Origin of the sequence: Limnoglobus roseus (assembly GCF_008254045.1) — a bacterium.
Lineage (GTDB): Bacteria > Planctomycetota > Planctomycetia > Gemmatales > Gemmataceae > Limnoglobus > Limnoglobus roseus.
Genome location: NZ_CP042425.1, coordinates 4318262 through 4339542 on the forward strand (window position 1 = coordinate 4318262; position 21281 = coordinate 4339542).

The following is a 21281-nucleotide window of genomic DNA, read 5'->3' on the forward strand; positions in this document are numbered from 1 at the left end:
GGTCGGACGTGCTTCGCGGTCGTGATCGCCGTCCGCCCCGCAACGGCGATCTCGACCGGGTCGTCGCCGGGGCCGTCCGCCGGGGCCGTCGACCGCGTCCCGGATCTCGCCGGACAGCACGAACGGATCGAACGGATCGGCCGGGCCGGGTACGCGACCCGTCAGCACGACCTCGTCGGCGTGCAGAACCAAGACGGCGGCATGGCAATCGGGGTGCACGGCGACGGGCGGGGCCGGTCCGCGGGGGCGGCCGGCGACGCACGTGCGGGCGAGGCCGCGGAACGCCCGCAGGAACGGGCGGGGGGATCGTGAGCATGTTCACCTCCGTGAGTGAGCCGGCCACCGTCACCGGGACGGCGGCGGGCGTGGGAAAACCAGCGGACGAATTCGGCGACGGTGGCCTGGACCGCCGCCGGGAAGACGCGGCGGTCCAGGGTGCGTCGGGCATTGGCGTCGTCGGCGGCCGGTAGGTCGCGGGGGTCGTGACGGTGAGCCGGTACACGTCGAGCGTGACCGTGCCGGCGGCCTCGGCCAGGATCGCCTCCAGGGGGCAGGGGTGAGGAAGGGGAACGGACCCGGCCGGGTCGACGGAAGGGTCGGCATCGGGTCACGCGGTCACGCGGACGGTCGTGCCGAACGGCGGGGGCGTGTCGGCGCCGCCGACGACGGCCCACAGGACGGGGACGGCCGGCGGCCGGTCGGGGAAGCGGGTCTCCAGGTCGGTCAGGCAGACGACGCACGCCGGGCGGGCGTCGGCCCGGTCGAGCCAGTCGAACACGCACGCGTGGGACGTGCCGCCGCCGCCGACCGGGTCGAGAACCAGCGGCCCGTCGCCCGACCGCCAGGTCTGCACGCCCTGGATGTCGGTGTCGTGGTACAGCACGGTGGCCGCACAGTCGAACGCCGACAGGATGTCCCCGACGGCCCCGGCGAACACGGCCAGTTCCGTCGGCCCGACCGACCCGGACGTGTCGACGGTGATCACCACGTCGCCGAGTTCCTCGGACGCCAGGCCGGGCAGGTACACCCCCTGCCACAGGAACCGCCGGTTCGGCTTCGACCACGCGTAGTCGTTCCGGGCCGCGGCCGACACGAACGCCCGCAATTGCTCCGTCCAGTCGACCGGCGGGCGGCGAACCGCTTCGACCGTCCGGGCCAGCCCGGCCGGCAACTCGCCCCGGCCCTTGGCGACGTGCTCGGCCTGGACGACGGCGACCTGCCACGCCGCCGCCACCTGCTCGCACGCCGCGGGCGACCCGGCCGCCGGTTCCGTCACGCCCCCGCACCCGCCGGGGTCGGGGCCGTGACCGTTTCCGGTGCTGCCACCTCCTTCCCCGTCCGGGCCGCCGTTCGCGGGCGGCTCGGCCAGGAGGGCGTAGTACTCGTCGGCCGACTTCGCCGGCGGGAACCCGGCGTACCGGCCCTCATCCGGCAGCAGCCGGGACGGGGGCAGGACGAACCCGGCGGCGAGCAGCAGGGGGTTGACGGCCAGGTCGCACGCCTCGTTCCACCGGGCCGGGTCGCGGCTCCCCCGGCGGAACGGGTGGAGGAGGGCGTTGTGCAGCACCTCGTGGGCGAGCACGCCGACGAGTTCGGCCGGGCCGAGGCCGGTCACGAACCGCGGGTCGTACGCGAGGGCGCGGCCGTCCGTGGCCATCGTCCCGCACGCCCAATCGACGTCGAGCCTCAGGCGCAAGGCCAGGGTGGCGAAGAACGCACTCTTCGCGTCCCGGCCGAGGATCAGCGTCGCCCGCGCGACCGCCAGGCGCTTCGCCGCGTCCTCCGCGGCGGCCTGCTTGGCGGCTTCCGCCTCGAGGGCGGCGAACGGGTCGGCGGTCGGACTCATGATGTCTCCTTTCGGGGTGACGGTGGGGGCAAGGGGATCGGGTTACACGCCGACGGCCGCCGCCGCCGGCTGGGCGGCCAGCAAGAGGGTGGCGGTGGCGGCGGCCTGGTCGGCGGCGTCGACCGCCCGGTGCAACTCGGCCAGGCCGACGGACAGCAGGTCTTCGTAGAGCAGCACCTTGTCCCGGAGGTCGTGGGCCTGCTGCCGCCGCGTCTCCAGCGCCCGCGGGCCGAGGTCGCCGGCGGCGACGTCGTCCGCGATCCGGGCGGTGGCGGCCTGCACCTCGCCGACGACGGCGTCCCGGACGGCCCGGACGGCGTCGGCGTCGAGGCGGTGGCGGATCAGGTACACGGCACTCGGCCGCCCGTCCGACGCAGCCTCCACCGCTCTGGCCACCGCCGCCCACGCGTCGAGCTTGGGCCCGGGCACCCAGTACACGGCCCCCGTCGGCCGCAGCCGCGTGCCGCCGAGGGACTCCACGACCTTGACCAGGCACGCGGACAGTTGGGCGGCGGGGATGCGGCCGGCGTGCCGGCGGAAGGCGGCGTTGACGGCCGCCGCCCGGTCGTCGAACGGGTCGTACTCGACGGTCGCCAGGGCGGCGTCGCGGACGCGGGCGACCAACGCCGTGGCGTACGCGTTCGCGTGCTTGCCCCGCTCCTCCTTGACGACGGTGAACCCGTCCCGGTCGGCGAGCGGGCGGATGAGCACCCGCGACCCGCCGAGGGCTTCTTCCAGGGCGTCCTTGAGGACGCTGGCCGGCGGCCGCGGGTCGGGGACGAACGCGTCGAGGCTGAGGGGGAGCAGGCCGGTGCGGAGGCGGTCGCGGTCGGTGAACGCGGCGGCCGTCCAGAAGGCGACGGCCCCGCCGGTGTCGAGGCAGGATTCGATCATGGCAATCTCGGTTGGGGAGTGAAGGGGAAGAGTTAGGCGGCGAGGAACAGGCCCTTCGTCCGGGCCCGGGCGATCCACTGCTGGACGACGGACAGCGAGGCGAGCGCCGGCTTTACGGCGAGGACGTCACGGAGGGCGAGGAGGGCGAACTCGTCGGGCAGCCGCATGGCGTACTGCACCAAGCCGTGCACCGGGGCCGCGTCGGCCCGGCACTTCTCGGCGATCGCCCCGACGAGGGCGTACAGCACCGCCGGCTCGCGGGGCACCGGCGTGGCCTCGGGCTGCCGGCCGAGGGCGTCGAGGTCGGGGAGCTCGCGGTACAGCTGGAGGAACCCGACGAACTCGGCCGCCGGCCCATCGCCGACGCACCCGGCGACGACCCGGTGGAGCAGGTCGGCCGGCGTCCCCGCCAGGACGTCGGACACGAACTGCCAGCTCCGGGGCGTCGGGAACGCCCGCGGGCTCGCCACCGGGTCGAACGGGGCGAGCAACGCCGGCCGGTACTGGAGGAACGCCCGGACTTCCGGGGCAACGCCGCTCGCGACGGCCCACGCCTGCCAGTCCCCCGGGTCCACGTCCAGGTCGAGGTGGACGAACCGGTTGAGCAAGGGGGTGATGAGGCGGTGGGTGCCCGCCCGGTCGTCCTGGCGGTTGCTCGCGGCGACGACGGCCCACCCGGGCGGGAGCTCGTACTCGCCGACCTTCCGGTCGAGGACGAGTTGCAGGCACGCGGCCTGGACCAGGGGCGGGGCCTGGGCGAGCTCGTCGAGGAACAGGACGCCGTCGCCGGTGCGGGGGAGGAACGCCGGCGGGCACCACTCGGCCCGGCCCTCGGTGACCGTGGGCAGGCCCCGGAGGTCGACGGGATCGAGGAGGGTGGCCCGGACGTCGACGAGCTCCAACGCCAGGGCGTCGGCGGCTTGTTTGACGACGCTCGACTTGCCGCCGCCGGGCGGCCCCCACAGGTAGACGGGCCGGCGGGTCGGGATCAGGGCGGACAGGGCCTTCGAAACGTCACGCGGTCGCATGGTCACCTCGCGTCGGAAAATGGAGCCGCCCCGGCGGAAGGTCGGGGCGGGGGGCGAGCGGGCCGTCGCCGAGGGGTAACGCCCCCGCTCAGAAAGTGGTGACACAAACGGGGTCGAAATTAAGAGCGAGTGGGTCCGCCGTCGGGGAATGTCGGGTGAGAATATGTCCGTCAAACGACTCGTAAACCCGCTTGCGAGATTTCACAGGCTGCACCATAAGGTCCTTTATGGTGCAGCGAATGGCGCGAAGGGGGTCTCAGTTCAGGCGGCAGACCGCGACGTTGTCGAGTGGTATCCGCCTGGGACCGTCCCGGCCGCGATCGAGCGAGCGGGCGAACAAGCGCGCAAGCGGTTCCTGGAATTCTTCACCGCGACAATCCGAAATGAGAACACCCGGATGGCCTACGCCTGGGCCGTTGGGGCGTTCTTCGAGTGGTGCAGCGAATACCGGCTTGACCTCATCGAGATCGAGCCGATCCATGTCGCGGCGCACATCGAGCGACACCCGGGCTCTCCGCCAACAGTTAAGCAGCATCTCGCGACTGTCCGAATGCTTTTCGACTGGCTCGTCGTCGGCCAGGTGCTCGCAATGAACCCTGCCTCCTCCGTTCGAGGGCCGAAGCACATGGTGAAGCGAGGGAAAACGCCCGTGCTCGATGCCGACCAGGCCCGGCAACTCCTCGACTCAATCGACTCGGTTAAACTGTGTCCGTTCGGCGAACTCCCTTCTTGATGGTCGTGGTAGCATCGGGGATTCCTTTCATTCGAGGAGTCCCGCTTCATGGCGAAAACCCAACGCGACCCGGCCCGTGAACAATTCTGGCGCGACGCCATCGCCGCCTGGCAGTCCACGCGTTCTGCGAGCAACGCCAACTGACCGAGACGACGTTCCACCACTGGCACCGCGAACTCCGGCGGCGGGCCGCCGCCCCGCCGGCGTTCGTGCCGGTGACGGTCGTGGCGGCGACGGCGGACCCGGCCCCCTCCATTGAGGTCCTCTGTCAGTCGGGCCACGTCGTGACCGTGCCCGGCGCGAGTCCCGCCACGCTCCGCGAGCTCTTCCAGGCCCTCGCCACTCTTGCGGGAGGGACGCCGTGCTGAACCTCTCCGCCGCGACGATCTTCCTCGGCCTGGAGCCGACCGATATGCGGAAGTCGTTCGAAACGCTCGCCGCCCGCGTCCGCGAGCACCTCCATGGCGATCCGCTGTCCGGGTTCTGGTTCGTCTTCCGCAACAAGGCGGGCGACCGCCTCAAGATCCTGTACTCGGACGGCGACGGGTTCGCCCTCTGGCAGAAGCGGCTGGCCAAGGGGGCGTTCGAGTTCCCCAAGGTGATCGGCACGGCGACCGGCGTCGCCATCACGGCGACCAACCTCGCGCTCATCCTCGGCGGCGTCGCCCTGAACGCGAAGCGGCGGATGCGGTACGCGGGGCACCGTTCGCTGACCGAGGATCCGCTGTACGCACTCGACATCGAGCTCGTGGACGCGATCGCGGGGAACGTGCCGGGCTTCTTCTCGGCGGAGGACGAGCAGTTCGAGCGGGATTTGGCGACGGCCGCATGCTTCTACCTTTCCGCGGGAGAGACTCTCGGTGAAGTTCCGGCCTCCGCACAACGGGGCAGGTGTCAGCCCTGACCGCCGAGGAGACAGGTGCCCGCCGCACGCTCGATGGATAACGATGGCAGACACGTCCGGATCGATCCGCAGGGCTTGAACGAGTACGTGGCGGCCTACGAGCGGAACGGGGGCCAGTCCGCAAGAAGCAAGACGCGTACCTGGTGTGGCTGGTCTTCAACCCTACCTTCCGACAGGGCCTCCGTCGTCTCCGCGCGACGTGGGGGAGTCACCTCCCGCCGGCCGGCCGCTTCCCATAATTCCTGCGGTGGCCGGCGGCTGACCCGTCGCCGGACGCCGACCGACCGCCGGAACTGGTGGCCGCGTTCCGCGACTTCTACCTGGACTGGGGTCTGGAGACGCTCGCGACGTGGGACTGGCCGGTGCCGATGGACCCGGACCTGAACGAGGGGTAGCGTGGCGACATTGAGGCCGTCCGCAACGGCGGGGTCGTCCTGTTCGTGCCGTGGTACCTGTTACAGGGCGGCGTGTTCGACCTCCAAATGATGGTGGACGCGATTCGCAACGGGCACGTGCCCGAGGTTCGCGTTCCGGCACCCCACACGATCCTGAGGGGGCGGAAACTGAGGCCTACCTGGAGCAGGTTGCTTCTCGGATCGGGAAGCAAAGACTCGACGTGAACGTCCGCGTCGAGCGGCCCGGGACCATTCTCGCGGCTTCGAACCGGGACGGCACCCTCGAGGCCATGACGACGCAAGGCCGCGGCGGCCTGCGGCCTGCGGCGGCTGATCCTGGGGAGCGTCGCCGAGCAGGTATTCCGCGAAACCGCAGCGTCGGTTCTCCTGTACCGCACGGCCGGCGGGGCGAACGGAGGTGGGGGTCGTTTCTCGCTGCGAACCTCAGCAGACCGCCGGTCGGCCCGTCCAGTGAAGTACAGTTCCTGGCGTTCGGGCCGACGCTTGCCGTTCGTCCACTTGTTGGCGGCGTGCAGGTGCCGGCCGTACCCGAATCGGGCTTGACCTGTCCAGGGTCACCCCGCTTGTCCAATCCAGTTCGCGGATTCACTTCTTCGCCGGCGGCTTCACGACTGGCGTGTCGTCGACGTTCCCCCTTCGGACCAGCTCTTGTAGTAGTTCTTCACGTCCTTCGCCCCCATCAGTTCCAGCCCGTAGGCCATGACCGAGGCCCGTCCGCCCGACCGGCAGTGGGTAACCGTCGGCCGGTCGAGGCGGACGCCAGCCGCGTCGAACAGCTTCCTGAGAACGGCCGGCGGCTTGAAGCGGTGCGAATCCTGCTCGATCAGGTCGCTCCATTCGAGCGGCTTGGCCCCCGGCATTGCCCCGGTCCGCTTGTTCTTCATCCCGTCAAAACCGCAGCGTTCCGCCGCCGACCGGGCGTCCACGATTTGTACGGTTCCCGCAACCAAGGCGGCGAGCAAGCCGTCCTTGGAGGCCATGCGGTTCGGGGCGGCCGCGGCGAGAAACGTCGTGGCGGCGACGGCCGGCTCGACGGTCGAAGTCGGGAACGCCCCCCCTGCCAGCCCACCCAACCGCCGTTCAAGAGCCGCACGTCACGGACGCCCCAGTACCGGAGGATCCACCAGACGCGGGCGGCGTCCTTCGCGTGGTTGTCGTCGTACACCACGACCGGAGTGCCGGTCCCGACGCCGAGGGCGGCGATCCGCTTCGACCACCCGGCCGCGTCGTCCCCGTCGCCGAATGCCTTCGCCCACGCCGCGTGGTTCATCCACCGGGCCGCGGGGACGTGAACAGCCGTGTACTTGACCTTCTCCCGCCCGTCCAGGACGACGTACTTTTCCGCCCCCATGGCGGACGCTAGCACCGCCGGTTCGACCAGCAGTTCTGCGTGCGGATAGTCGTCGCCGGCCTGGGCGGCGGCCGCTAACAGCAGGACCGCCCCTCCGACCAGGCCCAGCTTTGAGGCCGTTACCATACCATTCCCCCGGTGCGAAGGTACCGCCGACGGTCGGACGGTAACAATATCGAACACCGCCCGCAAGGTGGTCGGTACTTAGACCCTCGACTGGTAGATCACGTCGCCGGTCAGCATCACCTCTCGAAGACGATCCGCTTGGCCCATTCGACCGCCGCCAGGTACGCCGCCGTGGCACTCGCCACGAACAGCAGGTACGCGGGCGGGAGGGGGACGAATCCGAGCGGCTCGGACACGGCCGTGTACGGGAGGGCGAACGCGAGCCCGGCCACCGCCACGGTCGCGGCGGTCAACCCGCGACTCGGCCGGCTTTCCCAAGGACGGGCCGACGTGCGGATGACGAACAGCACGAGCACCTGGGTGGCCAGCGATTCCACGAACCAGCCGGTGCGGAACAGGGCAGCGTCCGCGTGGAAGAGATGGAGGAGCACAACAAAAGTGAGCAGGTCGAACAGCGAGCTGACCGGCCCGACCACGAGCATGAACCGGCGGATCAGCCGCACGTCCCACCGCCGCGGCTTGCGGACGAACGCCGGGTCCACCCGGTCGGTCGGAATGGGCAGTTGGGCAGCGTCGTACAGGAAGCTGTTCAGTAGCAGTTGCTTCGGCAGCATCGGCAGGAACGGGAGGAAGGCGGCCGCGGCGGCCATGCTGAGCATGTTCCCGAAGTTGGAACTGGTCTCCATGAACAGGAACTTCATCACGTTCCCGAAGGCCTGCCGGCCCTCCCGAATGCCGACGTGCAGCACCCCCCAGGCCGGGTTCGAGCAGGACCACTTCGGCCGCGTCCTTAGCCACGTCGGCGGCCGTCGAGACGGTAACGCCCACGTCGGCTGCCCGCAGCGACGGGGCGTCGTTGACGCCGTCGCCGAGGAACCCGACCACGTGCCCGCGGGCCTTCAGGGCCGCCAGCACCCGCGTCTTTTGGCCCGGGTTGAGCCGGGCGAAGATGACTGCCTCCTCGGCCACGGCCCCCAGGGCGGTGGCGTCCAGGCGGTCGATCTCGTCGCCCAAGACCAACCGCCCTGTCAGGCCGACCTGCTCGCACACGTGCCGGGCGACCAAGTCGCTGTCGCCGGACAACACCTTCACGGCGACGCCGTCGGCTTGTAGCGCGCGGAGCACCTCGGCCGCGTCGGTCCGCGGCGGATCGACGAACCCGAGAAGGCCGACTAGCGTTAGGCCGGCCTCGTCCGCGACCCGGAAAGCCGGTTGGGCGGATGTCTTCACGGCCACCGCGAGCAAGCGGTAGCCCTGCCCGCCCAGGGTGTCGCACACGCACTTTACTTGGTCGTGGACGGCGGCGTCGAGTACCACCACCCGGTCGTCGATTTCGGCGTGGATGCAGCACGCCAGGACGCCCTCCGGCGAACCCTTTGTAATGAGTTGCCGCCCGGCAGGCCCGTCGACGGCGACCGACAGCCGCCGCCGCTCGAAGTCGAACGGGATCTCATCCACCTTGCGAAACGCGATCGTGTCCACCGCTCGGCGGGCCAGGATGGCCGCGTCGAGCGGGCTGCGGATGCCGGTCTCGTTCGCGCTGTTCACGTACGCCAGTTCGAACGGCCGCTCGGCCGGAGTGCCGGCCGGGTCCACGACCACGGTCAGCGTCATCTCGCCCCGCGTCAGGGTGCCGGTCTTGTCGCTGCACAGCACGTCCATGCTGCCCAGGTTCTGCATGGCCGCGAGGTGCTTGACGACGACCTTCTGCCGGGCCATCCGCCGGGCCCCGGCCGCCAGTGTGACGGCCGTGATCATCGGCAGGAACTCCGGCGTCATGCCGACCGCGAGGGCGACGGCGAACAGCAGCGACTCGAGCGGGTCGCGATGGAGGAGCAGGTTCGTCAGAAGGACGAAGAAGACGAGGCCTATGACGGTCTGGGTGATGAACAGGCCGAACCGGCGGGTGCCCCGGTCGAACTCGGTTTCCGGGGGCCGGCCGGCCAGCCGGGCCGCGATCTCGCCGAAGGCCGTAGCCGGGCCCGTGGCGACGACCACCGCCGTCCCCGTGCCGCCGACGACCGACGTGCCGTAGAACACGGCGTCGGCGGCGTAGGGCCGAATCGCGGCGGCGGAGGCCGGGTCGCCCACCATCTTCTCGACCGGCAGCGACTCGCCGGTCAGCACCGCCTGCTGCACGTGCAGGTCCCGTGCGGCCAGTAACCGGCCGTCGGCCGGGACGAGGTCGCCGGCCGACAGGCGGACCACGTCGCCGGGCACGACATCGGCCCGCGGCAGTTCCTGCCACTGACCGTCGCGGAGGATTGTGGCCGTGACGGCGACGCCCTCGCGGAGCCGGCGGACGGCCCGGGCCGAACGGTACGTCTGGAAGAAGTTGATGGCCGCCCCCGCCACGACGATGACGACGATCACGGCCGCCCCGGTCGAGTCGCCGACCCACACTGTCACGCCGGCGGCCGCCAGTAGGATGACCGACAGCGGGTTGGTGAACAGGGCCAACAGTTCGAGGACCGGCGTCGGGCCGTGGTCCGGTGCCGGCTGGTTCGGGCCGTGGCGGGCCAACCGGTCGCGGGCCTCGGCGGACGTCAGGCCCGTCGCGGGGGCGTCCACTCGGCTCGTCGGCGGGACGGAATCGTGACACATGGCTGGCCTGACGGATTGAAGGAAGTGGCGGGAACGACGGTCGTGTCGCCTCCTAGGCCGCTCGCTGGGGCGGGGTGGTCGGGTGCGGATGGATCGGACGCAGATACAGCAGGTACAGCAGGAATGTGAGGAACGTCAGGTAGGTCCAACTGTACGGTTCGCCGCTGAACGCGAAGAGGCTCATCAGGCTGAAAAGACTGAACAGCGCGAACAGACGGTACGGAGAGCGGGCCGCTCGGTCGGGTTCCGTCATGACAGTTCTCCGAATTTAGAGGGTTGCATCCGAACCCCGAATCAAATCCCGTGCCGCGCGGGCCGTCAGTCCCACCACACGGACAACAGGCCGTAAGGCAGCCGGCCCGTGCCCAGGGCGCTGTCGACGGCCGCTTGATCGCGGAAGACTTGCACCTCGCCGCCCCAATCCTCTGTGTCGATGACCTTCGCCAAGGCCTCGGCGTCCTGCAACGACGGCGCCGAGATGAACAGCGTGTCGGCGTTCCAGATGTCGTCCGGTAGGTCCCGCAACTTGATGAGGCCGCCGGTCAACAGGTGCGCCGGCTCCGCGTAGTTCGGAACGCCGGGCCGGTCGAGCACGACGGCACGCCACAGGTGGCGGTGGCGGAAGAGGCTCGCAACCACCCGCTTACCGTCCAGAGCGTTGAACCGCGTGCGGCGGAGCAACTCCAACTGGATGTCTTTCACTGTGGCGGATCGGAGGATGAGGTCTTCGTTCATGCGATGTCCAGGCAAGCGTCGTTTGGGTGTGTCGAACATCGGCCGACGGGTGGATCAAATCTTGTGCCGGGCTTGGCGGCCGTCACCTGAGTAACCCTGTCGGCCGATTACGGGTGTTCGCGATCTAACACCACCCGGCCGCTGTGCCAAAACCCGTCCGGGATGTGTCAGCACCGCTCACCGCGGCCGGAAGGTCGTCGCTAGCGGGCGAGTTCACCGAGCGATTTCGCCGCCCGACCGAGCCCCCGATCAAGGGCGGGCTGAATCGCCGCCTACGGCACTGGCGTTGCAATTGGAGCGAGTGACGCCGTGCCGTGGAATGACGGTTCACGCCACGGCGTTCGGTCCAGGAGGTCATCAATGTTCCGCAAAATCCTCGTCCCCCTCGACGGCAGTTCGACCGGCGAGCAGGCCGTCCCGATCGCGGCGGCCATCGCGAAGCTGGTGTCCGCGGCCGTCCGGCTCGCCCACGTCTACCGACCGCACCTGCCGGAAGAGATTTGCACGGGCGTCCCGTGCGACATGGACCGCTGGAAACAGATGCGGAGCTACTTGGCCCAACAGGCCGCCAAATTGAGAGCTCTGGGCGTGCCCACCGAAACCGCGTTGTTGAACGGGCCGGTGGTCGACACGCTAGCCCAGCACGCCGCTACCGTGAAAGCCGACCTGGTGGTGATGACCACGCACGGGGCCGGGCCGCTGCGGCGGGTCAACTTGGGTAGCACGGCCGACGCGCTCGTGCGGCGGCTCGACATTCCGACGCTCCTGGTCCGGTCGGCGACCGCCGGGACGGCCGCGACGATCGCCCACCCGCGGCACCTGCTCGTGCCACTCGACGGGTCGCCGGAGGCGGAAGCGGCCCTGGCAACGGCCGTCGTCTTCGCCCAAGCCCTCGGCGGGGCGCGATTCACCCTGTTGTGGGTCGTCAACCCTACGGCCCTGTGCGACGTCGCCCCCAGCGGAACAGCCATCCCCTTTCGGTACGAGGACGTCCACGACCGACTGCGGCAGTCGGCCGACATGTACCTGGACCGGGTCGCGAAGCCGTACCTCGATCGAGGGCTCGACGTGCGGACGCAGGTCCACGACCACCCGGACCCGGCCGCCGGCATCCTGGAAGCGGTCCACGACCTGGGGTGTGACTTAGTCGTCATGGGCACACACTCGCGGTCGGGCTTCGCCCGCTTGCTCCGGGGCAGCACCACGCGGGCGGTCGTCGGCCAGGCGGACGGGCCCGTCCTCTTGCAACCCACGGCCCATTCTTCTTGTCCGAAAGGCCCCCATGCCCATCCTCGAAGCCCCGCCCACGGCCGCCCTGACGCTCCGCGCGGCGACGGCGCGTGACCTGATGACCCCGAACCCGGTGTCCGTCCGCCGCCACGCCACTCTTCGCGAAGCGGCGTCGTTCTTGTGGGACCGCGACTTCACCGCCTCGCCGGTACTGGACGCCGCCGGCTGGGCCGTCGGCGTCCAGTACCGAACCGACCTCTTGGCTCACCTCACGCGTCCCGAGGCGAACGAGGCCGAACTGGACACGCGCGTCGTGGCCGACGTCATGACCGACGGCCTGCGGGCCGTACCCACAACCGCGACGGCCGCGGTCGTCGTGGCCACAATACTCGCCCACCAAGTCCACCGCCTGTTCGTGGTCGACGCCGACGGCGTCTTGGTCGGCCTGATCGGGTTGTTCGACATCCTGCACCACCTCCGGTCGTAGAGGCGTCATGTCCCCTTCCACCCGACTCCCGTATTCCAGCGCCCTCGTCAATCGCCCAGAAACCGGGTTCGAACTGCTCCACCGGGCCGTCGAGGCGCGGGCCGGCCGCCAGTTCCGCGGCCTGCGAATCGAAGCGGTGGCCGGCCTCGGCTACGTCCTCCACGGGCTGGCGACCAGCTACTACGCTAAGCAATTGGCACAACACGTCGTCGGGCTTCTCACCGGTCAGACGATCCTGGCCAACCGGATCGAGGTGTGCCCGCCCGACGGAGCGGTTAACCGTTGACCGAGTGGCCCGCGACGCGGACAATCTCGGAATAAGGTTTTGACATGATTTTAGATGACACCGGTACACCGCCCCGCGAGGGCCGCCCCCTCGCACCGTGGAAGAGTCGCGTGCTCACCCGCATTCCCCCAAACCGCCTCACAGAAATCCTCGACATCGCCGAGGACGGAATCGTCACCGTCGACGCCGGCCAGCAGATCGTCCTGTTCAACCGCGGGGCGAGCAAGCTGTTCGGGTACGAGCCGGACGAGGTGGCCGGGAAGTCGCTCGACCTCCTCATCCCGAAACGGTTCCGCCCCCCGCACCAGGGGCAAGTCGCGGCCTTCGGCCAATCTGCCGAGACGGCCCGCCCGATGGGCGGCCGCCGGTCGGTGTGGGGGCTCCGCAAGGACGGTTCGGAGTTTCCGGCCGAAGTCTCCATCTCGAAGTTCGCGGACGGCGACGGGTTGCTGTTCACGGCGATCGTCCGCGACGTGACCGAGCGGACGCGGTACGAGGCGGACCGGCAGGAGTTGGAGCGGCTACGGACGGACGCCAAACTCTCCGCGGCCGAGAGCCAGTATCGACGGATCGTGGAGACGGCCAATGAAGGTATCTGGGAACTCGACGCCGATGCCCGCGTGACGTTCGTCAACCTGAGGATGACCGATCTGCTCGGCTATCCGCCCGATGAGATCGTGGGTCGCCACAAGTGGGACTTCCTGTTCGAAGAAGACCTACCGACCGTGCGGGAATTGTTCGAGCGGAGGCGGGCCGGGGTCAGCGAACAGGCCGACGTGCGGTTCCGGCACCGCGGCGGCGGGGCGGTGTGGACGCTCATGTCGGCTCGGCCGGTGACGGACCAGCAGGGCGGCTTCCGCGGGGCCCTGGACATGTTCACCGACATCACCGACCGGCGGAAGGCGGAAGACGGCCTGCGGGACACGACCCGGCAACTGTGGCAGGCGGCCCGCCTGGCCGGCGTCGGCGAACTGGCCGCCAGCATCGCCCACGAACTCAACAACCCGCTGGCCACCGTGTCCCTGCGGGTCGAGCAACTGCTCGGCAAGACCGCCGCCGAAGACGGTCGGCGGCGGTCGCTCGAAATCGTCGGCCAAGAGGTCGAACGGATGGCCGGGCTGGTGGGCAACCTGCTCCAGTTCAGCCGGGCCGGTCGCGACCAAGTGTCCACCGTGGACGTGCAAGAGGAGATTGTCCGGACGATCGAACTGGTCGGCCCGCACCTGCGGAAGCGGGGCATCCGGGTGGAGCCGGAGTTCGCCCCGGGCGTGCCGACCATCCACGCCGACCGGCAGCAACTGCGGCAGGTGTTCCTGAACCTGTTCACCAACGCCGCCGACGCCATGCCGGCCGGCGGCCGGCTGACCCCCCGCGTCCGGTCCGGCCCGGCCGCCAAATCCCGACCGGGCGTGGTGGTCGAGGTTGCCGACACCGGAGCCGGCATCCCGGCCAACCTCCTGGCCCATGTGTTCGACCCGTTCTTCACCACCAAGGAGGACGGCAAGGGGACCGGCCTGGGCCTCGCCATCTGCAAGCGGATCGTCGCCCAGCACCACGGCACGCTGGAGATCGAGAGCGAGGTGAACAAGGGCACGACCATCCGCATGACCCTGCCGGTACGGCCGGACACGAACGTCGTCGGCCTGCGGGAATCGAACCTTCTAACCTGAGACAAGCATGCCCGCTCCTGCCCGCTCCGGCCGCCTGATCGTCGTGGACGACGAGGTCGAACTCATGGCCGCCCTGTGCGAGTCGCTCCGCGACGAGGGGTTCGAGGCCGTCGGCTGCTCCGACCCGGCTGCCGGCCTGGACGCCCTCGGCCGCGGCGAGTTCGACGTACTGCTGTCCGACCTCATGATGCCGGGGTCCGACGGCATTCAGTTATTGAAGCAGGCCCTCCAGATCGACCCCAACCTGGTCGGCGTCATCATGACCGGGCAGGGGAGCATCCAGACGGCCGTGGAGGCGATGAAGGCCGGGGCGTTCGACTACGTTCTCAAGCCGTTCCGCCTCCAGCAGGTGTTGCCGGTCCTCGACCGGTCGATGGAGGTCCGGCGGTTGCGGCTGGAGAACGTGCGGCTGAAGCGGTACGTCGAGCAGCTCACTTACGAGTCCCCGCGGTACCAGATGGTGGGCAATAGCCCGGCCCTGCGGAAGGTGCTGCACTTGGTCGAGAAGGTGGCCGGGACGGACGCCACCGTGCTCGTCCGCGGGCCGAGCGGCACCGGCAAGGAACTCATCGCCCGGGCCCTGCACGGCAACAGCCCGCGGCGGGACAAGCCGCTCGTGACGGTCAACTGCGCCACCCTCCAGGAGAGCCTGCTGGAGAGCGAGCTGTTCGGCCACGAGAAGGGGTCGTTCACCGGGGCCGACCGGGCGAAGGCCGGGTTGTTCGAGGTGGCCGAGGGGGGCACGTTGTTCGTCGACGAAGTGGCCGAGATGTCGCCCGGCCTTCAGGCGAAACTGTTGCGGGTTCTGGAGAACGGCCACTACCGGCGGGTCGGCTCGACCCAGGAGCGGACGGCGAACGTGCGGATCGTGGCCGCCACGAACAAGCCGCTGGAGGCCGAGCAGAAGGCCGGGCGGTTCCGAGAGGACCTGTTCTTCCGCCTGAACGTCATCGCCGTGGATCTGCCGGCACTGAAGGATCGGCGGGAAGACGTCCCGCTGCTCGTGGAGCACTTCCTGCGGACGCGGCAGATCGGCCCGGTGCCGCTGCGGGTCGAGCCGGCCGCGATGGCCGCCCTGGTGCGGTACGACTGGCCGGGCAACATCCGCGAACTGGCCAACGTCATCGAGCGGGGGCAAATCTTGGCCGAGGGGAATCTGCTGACGATGGATGACCTGCCGGAGGCGCTGCACGGGGCCGTCACGCCAACCGACGCGGCGGTCGTCACCGCCCCGGACGCCCTGGACACGATGGAGCGGCAGCACATCCGCGAGGTGCTCAAGCGGCACGACGGCAACAAGGTGCAGTCCGCGAAGGCACTCGGTGTCAGCCGCCGCACCCTGTACCGGCTGCTCGACAAGTACGCCCTCGACAGCAAGGCGGTCCGGACGGGCGAGTGACGGCCGTCACGGCGGGGCGTCGAACGCCGCCGCGACGGCCACATGCCCGCCCGCCAAGTACGGCGACACCACCCGGTTCGCGCCCACCTTCCGCAGCTTCGCCTCGGCCTGGTGTTCCTCCGCCCGGGCGATGATCCGAATCCGCGGGTTCAGGAGCCGGGCACTGAGGGTGATGTACAGGTTGCTCGCGTCCGACCCCACCACGGCGATCAGGGCCGTCGCCCGCTCGATGCCGGCCTTCCGCAACACCTCGTCCTCGGCCGCATCGCCCGGCACCCGCAGGCCGTGCCGGTAGCCCCACTCGCCCGCCGGGGGTGCCGGGTCGATGGCCACGAACCGCCGGCCGAGCCGTTCCAACTCGTCGCACACGACCCGCCCCATGCGGCCGAACCCGCACACGATGGTGTGGTCGGACAGGTGCTTCAACTGGTCGTCCACGTGTTCCCTCCCCAGCAGGTCTTGGAGTTCGCCGGTGATGGCACTGCGGATCACCTCGGTGGCGGCGTAGAAGAGAGTGAAGACGCCGCCGAGGGCCAACACCATCGTGAACAGCCGCCCCGGTGGGGAGAGCGGCTGTGGGATTTCGCCGTACCCGACCGTGGTGAGCGTGATGACGGTCATGTACAGGCCGTCGAACAGCGTCCACGGCGGCCCCTCGACGAGCGGGTAGCCGACCGTGCCCGCGAGGGCGAAGCCGACTGGGACGAGGATCAGCCGCCGGATCCGCCGCGGCAGGGTGCGGCGGTACGTCCGGCCGGGCAGGCGGAGCCAGTACAGGAGTCGTCGCTTCATTCGGCCTCGTGGGGCATCCTGGCACGGTCGTGTGCACGTCCCGTGGCAAATCGCGGACCACAGCCCTGCGTCCCCGCCCCGGCACGGCCGTTGCGATGGCGTCGGACACGTCCCCTTTCCTGTTTCAGGAGTTCGCCGTGGCACCGATCCACACCATCCTTCTGCCGACCGACTTCGGCCCGTTGTCGGAGGCGGCCTTCAAGTACGCCTGCACCGTCGCCCGCGTCACCGCCGCCGAGGTCGTGCTCCTGCACGTCGTCGAGCCGGCGTTCGTGGCAGAGGTCGAGGGCGTGCCAACGCCGTTCCCGACGGGCTTACTCGAAGTGGCCGAGAAGCGGCTGAAGAATGTCGTTCTGCCGGATTCGACCACGAAATGCCGGCATGAAGTGCGGGCCGGCAGCCCGGTCGAGGAGATCGCCCGGCTCGCCGACGAGTTCGCCGCCGACCTGATCGTCATGGGCACGCACGGCCGCCACGGGCTATCACGACTGCTCCTGGGCAGCGTCGCCGAAGGGGTTCTTCGGCGGGTCGCCTGCCCTGTCCTGTTCGTGAAAGAGCACAAGAAACCCGTCGAGGCCGCGGCTTGAGTTTCCCGCAACGCCGAATCCCGCTCAAGTGTCACATCTGACACGCCGACCGGGCGGGTGTGTCGAGAATGACTCACCGCCGGCCGATCAGTAGTCGGTGAGCGTCCGGGGCGGGAACGACGCCCGGAGGGCGTTCAGTACGACCAGCACGTCGATCACCTCCTGAAGGACGGCCCCCGCGACCGGCGTGACCCACCCGCCGGCGGCGAGGGCCATGCCCGCGACGCTGAGCGCGATGCCGCCCACGGCACTTTGCAGTGCGAGCCGCCGCGCCCGCCGACAGATGTGGAAGAGTTCGTCCACGCTCCTCAAACTCGCGTCCAGTATGACGGCCGCGGCGGCCTCGGCCGTGACGTCGCTGTTCCGCCCGAACGCCAGGCCGACCGTGGCGGCGGCCAGGGCCGGGGCGTCGTTGACCCCGTCGCCGACGAACAGCGTCCGCCCGACTTCGTTCTCGGCCCGCACGACGGCCACCTTCTGTTCCGGGGACTGGCCGGCGTACACCTCGGTAATGCCGACCGCTTCGGCCAGGTAGCGGACCTCGCTCTCGCGGTCCCCGGAGACGAGCAGCACCCGCCGGAAGCCGTGCCGGCGGCCCAGATGGTCGATGAAGCGAGAACTGTCATCCCGCGGCCGGTCCCGGAAGTGGAGCACGCCGGCGAGTCGGCCGTCGACCAGGACGACGCATTCCAGCCCGGCCGTGGCGGACGGTGGGAGAGCTTTGCCTTCCGCGGCCAGTTGCTTGCGACCGGTCACGCGGACGTGCTTGCCGTCGATGCGGCCGGTCAGCCCCTCGCCCGGCCGTTCCGACACCGCGGCAGCGGTCCACACGGACACGTTGGCCGCCCGGGCCGCGTCGAGTACGGCGGCGGCGAGCGGGTGCCGGGAATACCGTTCGAGGCCGGCCGTGAGGCCGAGAACCTCCGCGGGCCGAAAGCCCTCGGAGGCGGTCAGTTCGACCAGGGCCGGGCGGCCGTAGGTCAGGGTGCCGGTCTTGTCGAAGACGGCCGTGCGGCACGTGTCCAGGGCCTCCAGGACGGCGGGGTCCTTGATGACGATGCCCCGCCGGGCGGCGACGGACACGGCCCCGATGACTGCGACCGGGATGGCGATCAACAGCGGGCACGGGGTGGCGATCACGAGCACGGAGAGGAAGCGGGCCGGGTCGCCGCTCGCCGCCCACGCGAGCAGGGCGACGGCCACGGCGAACGGCGTGTACAAGGCCCCGAGGCGGTCGCCCAGCCGGCGGAGTCGCGGCCGCCGGAGTTCGGTTTCCCTCATGACCCGCACGATCTTGGCGTACCGCGAGTCGACGGCCGGCCGTTCGGCCCGCACGGTCAGGGCGGCGTCCCCGTTCACCGCCCCCGACAGCACCTCCGCCCCGGGAGCCTTGGCCAGCCGGTGTGGCTCGCCTGTCAGGTACGACTCGTCCATCGTCCCGTGCCCGTCCACGACGACGCCGTCGACCGGGCACGTCTCGTGGGGGAAGACCACGACGAGGTCGCCGACGGCGACGTCCGCCAAGGGGACGTCGGTCAGAGTGCCGTCGCGGGAGCGGTGGGCGGCGGCCGGCATCCGCCGGACCAAGGCGTCGAGGGCCGACGACGCCCGGCGGACGGCGTAGGCTTCGAGCGTCGTCCCGCCGGCCAGCATGAGGACGACGATCGTGCCCGCTAGGTACTCGCCGAGGGCGGCCGCCGTGGCGATGGCGATTCCGGCCAGCAGATCGGCCCCGAACTCCCCGCGGACGAGTTTCCGCAGCAGGCCCAAGATCAGCGCGCCGCCGCCCGTCGCGAGCACGAGCCAGAGCGGCGCGTTCGCGGCTTCCCCGCCGCCCCAGCCGCGAACGGTCACGTGCAAGGCGATGGCGACGGCCGCCGCCGCGGCGATGCTCGCTTGATAACGGCCGGCGGCGGCCGAATCCGGGGATGAGATTGGGGACGCAGGCATTGGGTCGGAGGCGGGTGTCATAGGTACCTGTCGTGTCAGCGTGTGCGGACGGCCATCGGGGTGAGCCGGGGATGTACCTGTCCCCGGTCCGGCGTTCGGATCGCATCCTGGCCACCCACTCCTTAGCCCACCGGACATTTGTCATGCCAGCCGTCCGCACCATCCTGCACCCAACCGACTTCGGTCCCGCGTCCCGGGCGGCGTTCGACGACGTGTGCTCGCTGGCCCGGGAGCACTCGGCCGAAGTCATCCTCCTGCACGTCGTCCCGCCCAATCCCCCGGCCGACCTGCAAGAGATGAAGGCGTTGCTGGAGAAGATCGGTTCCGCAGCGACGCACCCTAAAGTGCATCCCGAGTTGAGGGCTGGCGTGGTGCCCGCGGTCATTCTCGAAGTGACGGACGAGATCCAGGCGGACCTCGTCGTGATGGGCACGCACAGCCGCCAGGGGCTGTCGCGGCTGCTCATCGGCAGCGTCGCGGAAGAGGTCCTTCGCCACTCCCGGTGCCCGGTGCTGTTCGTGAAGGGTCAACTGAACTAGCGGGTCCGACGGGCCGGCGACCCCTGTGTGTCAAATCTGTCTCCGGCCTGTGCCGGGTGTGTCGGGACCGCCCCGATGTGACCTTCTGCCCCGCTTTTTCCGCCGCGAAGTCGCAGAGTTTCAACTCGGTACAGGGCTTGCTTTCGGCAGGGCAAACGAATCCGTCGGAGGCACGTCATGAAGCTCAGTTCGGTCTTTACCCGGGGTGTGGTCACCGCCCCTCCCACGGCCCCCCTCGGGGCCGTCGCGGCCTTGATGTTCCAGCACAACGTCGGGGCCGTCGTAATCGAGGAGGACCGTCGCCCCGTCGGCATCGTCACCGACCGTGACCTGGCCGAGGCACTCGGCTTTAACGGTCAACCGATTGAGACCCCTGCCCAGAAGGTGATGACCCGTCACGTGCTGGCCATCCCCGAGGACACCGACGTGTTCGCCGCGACGCAGTACATGCGGAAGCGGCAGGTGCGGCGGCTGCCGGTGGTGGACGCCGCCGACCACCTCGTCGGCATAGTTACCCTAGACGACCTGCTCGGCCTGCTCGGCCGCGAATTCGCCAACCTTGCCGAGAGCATCCACGACGAGGTTCGCGTCCGCGAACCGTCTCTTCCCCGAACCGGAGAACCCCATGATCTACGAAGTGCAAGGTGACATTTTGCTGACCGCGGCCCAGGCGATCGCCCACGGCGTTGCCCCGAACGACCACTTCGACCAGGGCCTGGCCCTTGCCCTGCGGGAGCAGTACCCCGCGATGGCGAAGGACTTCCGGCACTACGCCCACCAGTGCCACCCGCAGCCGGGCGAACTCTGGGAGTGGGCGGGCGTCGGCGGCGTCCGGGTCTTTTGCCTGCTGACCCAGACCGCTGAACGCGGGCACGGCGGCAAGCCCGGCCGAGCGACCCTCGCCACGGTGAACCATTGCCTCCGTCGCCTCCGCCACGAACTGACGCGAAACGATGTCAAGAGTCTGGCCCTGCCGCGGCTCGCCGCGGGCGTCGGCGGATTGGAGTGGGAGCAAGTCTACCCGCTCATCACCGAACACCTGAGCGACTTGCCCGTGCCGGTGTACGTCTACTCGCGGTATGTGAAGGGCGTGGCCGCGAACGAACCAATTCCTGTTTCTCGTCGGAGCCTGTCATGAATCGCGTCTTCCCCGCCCTAATCGTCTCGACACTCGTCGTGTTCCTCATCCTCGCGGCCAAGATCGTCGCCACGCCGCCGGACGGGGCCGCCAAGCCCAAGGCCGACACCGCCGCCAAACCGGCCGAGCCGAACCCGCTGCGACTGATGACCCGCAAGGAGGCCATGGCCCTGAAGTTGAAGAACAGCCAAGTGGTGTTGGAGGGGATCGCCCTGAACGACTTCGCCCTGATCGAGAAGGCGGCCCAGAGCCTGACCGCGGTCAGCGACCTGACGGAGTTCTTGAACGCCTGCAAGGGAACCGAGTACCAGCACCACGTCCGCCTCTTCCGTGAGCCGGCCGCGGCGATCCGGGCGAAGGCGAAGGACCGCAACATGGACGGCGTCGTGCTGGCGTACACCGACCTGACGCTGTCCTGCTTGAAGTGCCACCAGGCCATGCGGGACAAGGTGTTCGAAGTCGATCGCGGCGGACCCGCGGACGACCCGAAGTCCGAGTGACGACGGGCGAAGAAAAATGTCTCGGGCGAACGCCCGAGACATGCTTTTACGACCGATCAAACCCCG

The 21281-nt window shown here is 69.8% G+C and carries 25 protein-coding genes and 1 pseudogene; 15 read left to right on the forward strand and 11 right to left on the reverse strand.

What is annotated here, in order from left to right; genetic code table 11:
• The first annotated feature begins 21 nt into the window (after nt 1–21).
• Nucleotides 22–312, forward strand: a complete 291-nt coding sequence (locus PX52LOC_RS17990; protein WP_149111401.1) for a hypothetical protein — start codon at nt 22–24, stop codon at nt 310–312.
• A gap of 2 nt (nt 313–314) precedes the next feature.
• The gene (locus tag PX52LOC_RS40660; RefSeq protein WP_168219072.1) at nt 315–470 is read left to right on the forward strand and encodes a hypothetical protein; all 156 of its coding nucleotides are present in this window, start codon (nt 315–317) and stop codon (nt 468–470) included.
• A gap of 137 nt (nt 471–607) precedes the next feature.
• Here the strand turns inward: PX52LOC_RS40660 and PX52LOC_RS17995 are convergent, their stop codons facing one another.
• Genes PX52LOC_RS17995 through PX52LOC_RS18005 form a run of 3 tightly spaced genes read right to left on the reverse strand, consistent with a single transcriptional unit; the run spans nt 608 to nt 3768 of the window.
• Complete coding sequence (locus PX52LOC_RS17995) at nt 608–1846, reverse strand: vWA domain-containing protein (protein WP_149111402.1); 1239 nt, start codon at nt 1844–1846, stop codon at nt 608–610.
• 42 nt (nt 1847–1888) lie between these two features.
• Nucleotides 1889–2740, reverse strand: coding sequence for a DUF6744 family protein (locus PX52LOC_RS18000; protein ID WP_149111403.1), 852 nt, complete (start codon nt 2738–2740; stop codon nt 1889–1891).
• A gap of 32 nt (nt 2741–2772) precedes the next feature.
• Nucleotides 2773–3768: an AAA family ATPase gene (locus PX52LOC_RS18005; RefSeq protein ID WP_149111404.1), complete on the reverse strand. Its 996-nt coding sequence runs from the start codon at nt 3766–3768 to the stop codon at nt 2773–2775.
• A 163-nt stretch (nt 3769–3931) separates the two neighbouring features.
• Between PX52LOC_RS18005 and PX52LOC_RS18010 the strand changes: the two genes are divergently transcribed.
• From PX52LOC_RS18010 to tnpB, 3 genes are all read left to right on the forward strand, one after another.
• Nucleotides 3932–4501 (forward strand): site-specific integrase, encoded by a 570-nt coding sequence (locus tag PX52LOC_RS18010; protein WP_218575393.1) that lies wholly within the window; start codon nt 3932–3934, stop codon nt 4499–4501.
• A 107-nt stretch (nt 4502–4608) separates the two neighbouring features.
• On the forward strand, nt 4609–4869 hold the full coding sequence (gene tnpA, locus PX52LOC_RS43940) for an IS66 family insertion sequence element accessory protein TnpA (protein ID WP_390637548.1): 261 nt from the start codon (nt 4609–4611) through the stop codon (nt 4867–4869).
• Nucleotides 4863–5405 carry an IS66 family insertion sequence element accessory protein TnpB gene (gene tnpB / locus PX52LOC_RS18015; RefSeq protein ID WP_149111405.1) on the forward strand — a complete coding sequence of 181 codons (543 nt, stop codon included), beginning with the start codon at nt 4863–4865 and terminating at the stop codon, nt 5403–5405. The genes tnpA and tnpB overlap by 7 nt, the downstream gene beginning before the upstream one ends.
• A 1021-nt stretch (nt 5406–6426) precedes the next feature.
• On the opposite strand, the gene PX52LOC_RS18020 is transcribed toward tnpB, so the two are convergent.
• The 6 genes and pseudogenes from PX52LOC_RS18020 to PX52LOC_RS18040 all read right to left on the reverse strand — a co-directional run bounded on the left by PX52LOC_RS18020 (nt 6427) and on the right by PX52LOC_RS18040 (nt 10637).
• Complete coding sequence (locus tag PX52LOC_RS18020) at nt 6427–6801, reverse strand: sulfurtransferase (RefSeq protein ID WP_149111406.1); 375 nt, start codon at nt 6799–6801, stop codon at nt 6427–6429.
• Nucleotides 6702–7298, reverse strand: coding sequence for a sulfurtransferase (locus PX52LOC_RS42610; protein ID WP_149111407.1), 597 nt, complete (start codon nt 7296–7298; stop codon nt 6702–6704). Before PX52LOC_RS42610 ends, PX52LOC_RS18020 begins: the two co-directional genes overlap by 100 nt.
• Before the next feature lie 116 nt (nt 7299–7414).
• A complete protein-coding gene (locus PX52LOC_RS43945) occupies nt 7415–7999 on the reverse strand; it encodes a cation transporting ATPase C-terminal domain-containing protein (protein WP_390637549.1) in 585 nt (194 codons plus the stop codon).
• A gap of 187 nt (nt 8000–8186) precedes the next feature.
• Nucleotides 8187–9902 (reverse strand): annotated as a pseudogene (locus tag PX52LOC_RS18030) (HAD-IC family P-type ATPase); the annotation flags it as partial.
• A gap of 52 nt (nt 9903–9954) precedes the next feature.
• On the reverse strand, nt 9955–10155 hold the full coding sequence (locus PX52LOC_RS18035) for a hypothetical protein (RefSeq protein WP_149111408.1): 201 nt from the start codon (nt 10153–10155) through the stop codon (nt 9955–9957).
• 65 nt (nt 10156–10220) lie between these two features.
• Complete coding sequence (locus PX52LOC_RS18040; RefSeq protein WP_149111409.1) at nt 10221–10637, reverse strand: hypothetical protein; 417 nt, start codon at nt 10635–10637, stop codon at nt 10221–10223.
• Nucleotides 10638–10997: 360 nt separating this feature from the next.
• On the opposite strand from PX52LOC_RS18040, the gene PX52LOC_RS18045 reads away from it, so the two are divergent.
• From PX52LOC_RS18045 to PX52LOC_RS18065, 5 genes are read left to right on the forward strand one after another with little or no spacing between them, the layout of a single operon-like run.
• The gene (locus PX52LOC_RS18045; protein WP_149111410.1) at nt 10998–11981 is read left to right on the forward strand and encodes a universal stress protein; all 984 of its coding nucleotides are present in this window, start codon (nt 10998–11000) and stop codon (nt 11979–11981) included.
• The gene (locus PX52LOC_RS18050; protein ID WP_149111411.1) at nt 11920–12354 is read left to right on the forward strand and encodes a CBS domain-containing protein; all 435 of its coding nucleotides are present in this window, start codon (nt 11920–11922) and stop codon (nt 12352–12354) included. The genes PX52LOC_RS18045 and PX52LOC_RS18050 overlap by 62 nt, the downstream gene beginning before the upstream one ends.
• Nucleotides 12355–12361: 7 nt before the next feature.
• Nucleotides 12362–12640: a hypothetical protein gene (locus tag PX52LOC_RS18055; RefSeq protein ID WP_149111412.1), complete on the forward strand. Its 279-nt coding sequence runs from the start codon at nt 12362–12364 to the stop codon at nt 12638–12640.
• A gap of 44 nt (nt 12641–12684) precedes the next feature.
• Nucleotides 12685–14310 carry a PAS domain-containing sensor histidine kinase gene (locus PX52LOC_RS18060; RefSeq protein ID WP_149111413.1) on the forward strand — a complete coding sequence of 542 codons (1626 nt, stop codon included), beginning with the start codon at nt 12685–12687 and terminating at the stop codon, nt 14308–14310.
• A gap of 7 nt (nt 14311–14317) precedes the next feature.
• Complete coding sequence (locus tag PX52LOC_RS18065) at nt 14318–15709, forward strand: sigma-54-dependent transcriptional regulator (protein WP_149111414.1); 1392 nt, start codon at nt 14318–14320, stop codon at nt 15707–15709.
• Nucleotides 15710–15715: 6 nt separating this feature from the next.
• Here the strand turns inward: PX52LOC_RS18065 and PX52LOC_RS18070 are convergent, their stop codons facing one another.
• Nucleotides 15716–16501, reverse strand: a complete 786-nt coding sequence (locus PX52LOC_RS18070) for a potassium channel family protein (RefSeq protein WP_149111415.1) — start codon at nt 16499–16501, stop codon at nt 15716–15718.
• Between the two features lie 137 nt (nt 16502–16638).
• Between PX52LOC_RS18070 and PX52LOC_RS18075 the strand changes: the two genes are divergently transcribed.
• On the forward strand, nt 16639–17088 hold the full coding sequence (locus PX52LOC_RS18075; protein WP_168219074.1) for a universal stress protein: 450 nt from the start codon (nt 16639–16641) through the stop codon (nt 17086–17088).
• Between the two features lie 87 nt (nt 17089–17175).
• Here PX52LOC_RS18075 and PX52LOC_RS18080 read toward each other — a convergent pair whose 3' ends face one another.
• The gene (locus PX52LOC_RS18080) at nt 17176–19038 is read right to left on the reverse strand and encodes a heavy metal translocating P-type ATPase (RefSeq protein WP_149111417.1); all 1863 of its coding nucleotides are present in this window, start codon (nt 19036–19038) and stop codon (nt 17176–17178) included.
• 143 nt (nt 19039–19181) lie between these two features.
• On the opposite strand from PX52LOC_RS18080, the gene PX52LOC_RS18085 reads away from it, so the two are divergent.
• The 4 genes from PX52LOC_RS18085 to PX52LOC_RS18100 all read left to right on the forward strand — a co-directional run bounded on the left by PX52LOC_RS18085 (nt 19182) and on the right by PX52LOC_RS18100 (nt 21215).
• Nucleotides 19182–19577: a universal stress protein gene (locus tag PX52LOC_RS18085; RefSeq protein ID WP_168219075.1), complete on the forward strand. Its 396-nt coding sequence runs from the start codon at nt 19182–19184 to the stop codon at nt 19575–19577.
• Nucleotides 19578–19754: 177 nt separating this feature from the next.
• Nucleotides 19755–20225 (forward strand): CBS domain-containing protein, encoded by a 471-nt coding sequence (locus PX52LOC_RS18090; RefSeq protein WP_149111419.1) that lies wholly within the window; start codon nt 19755–19757, stop codon nt 20223–20225.
• On the forward strand, nt 20203–20715 hold the full coding sequence (locus tag PX52LOC_RS18095; protein WP_149111420.1) for a macro domain-containing protein: 513 nt from the start codon (nt 20203–20205) through the stop codon (nt 20713–20715). Before PX52LOC_RS18090 ends, PX52LOC_RS18095 begins: the two co-directional genes overlap by 23 nt.
• On the forward strand, nt 20712–21215 hold the full coding sequence (locus PX52LOC_RS18100; protein WP_149111421.1) for a hypothetical protein: 504 nt from the start codon (nt 20712–20714) through the stop codon (nt 21213–21215). Before PX52LOC_RS18095 ends, PX52LOC_RS18100 begins: the two co-directional genes overlap by 4 nt.
• Nucleotides 21216–21281 lie beyond the last annotated feature (66 nt).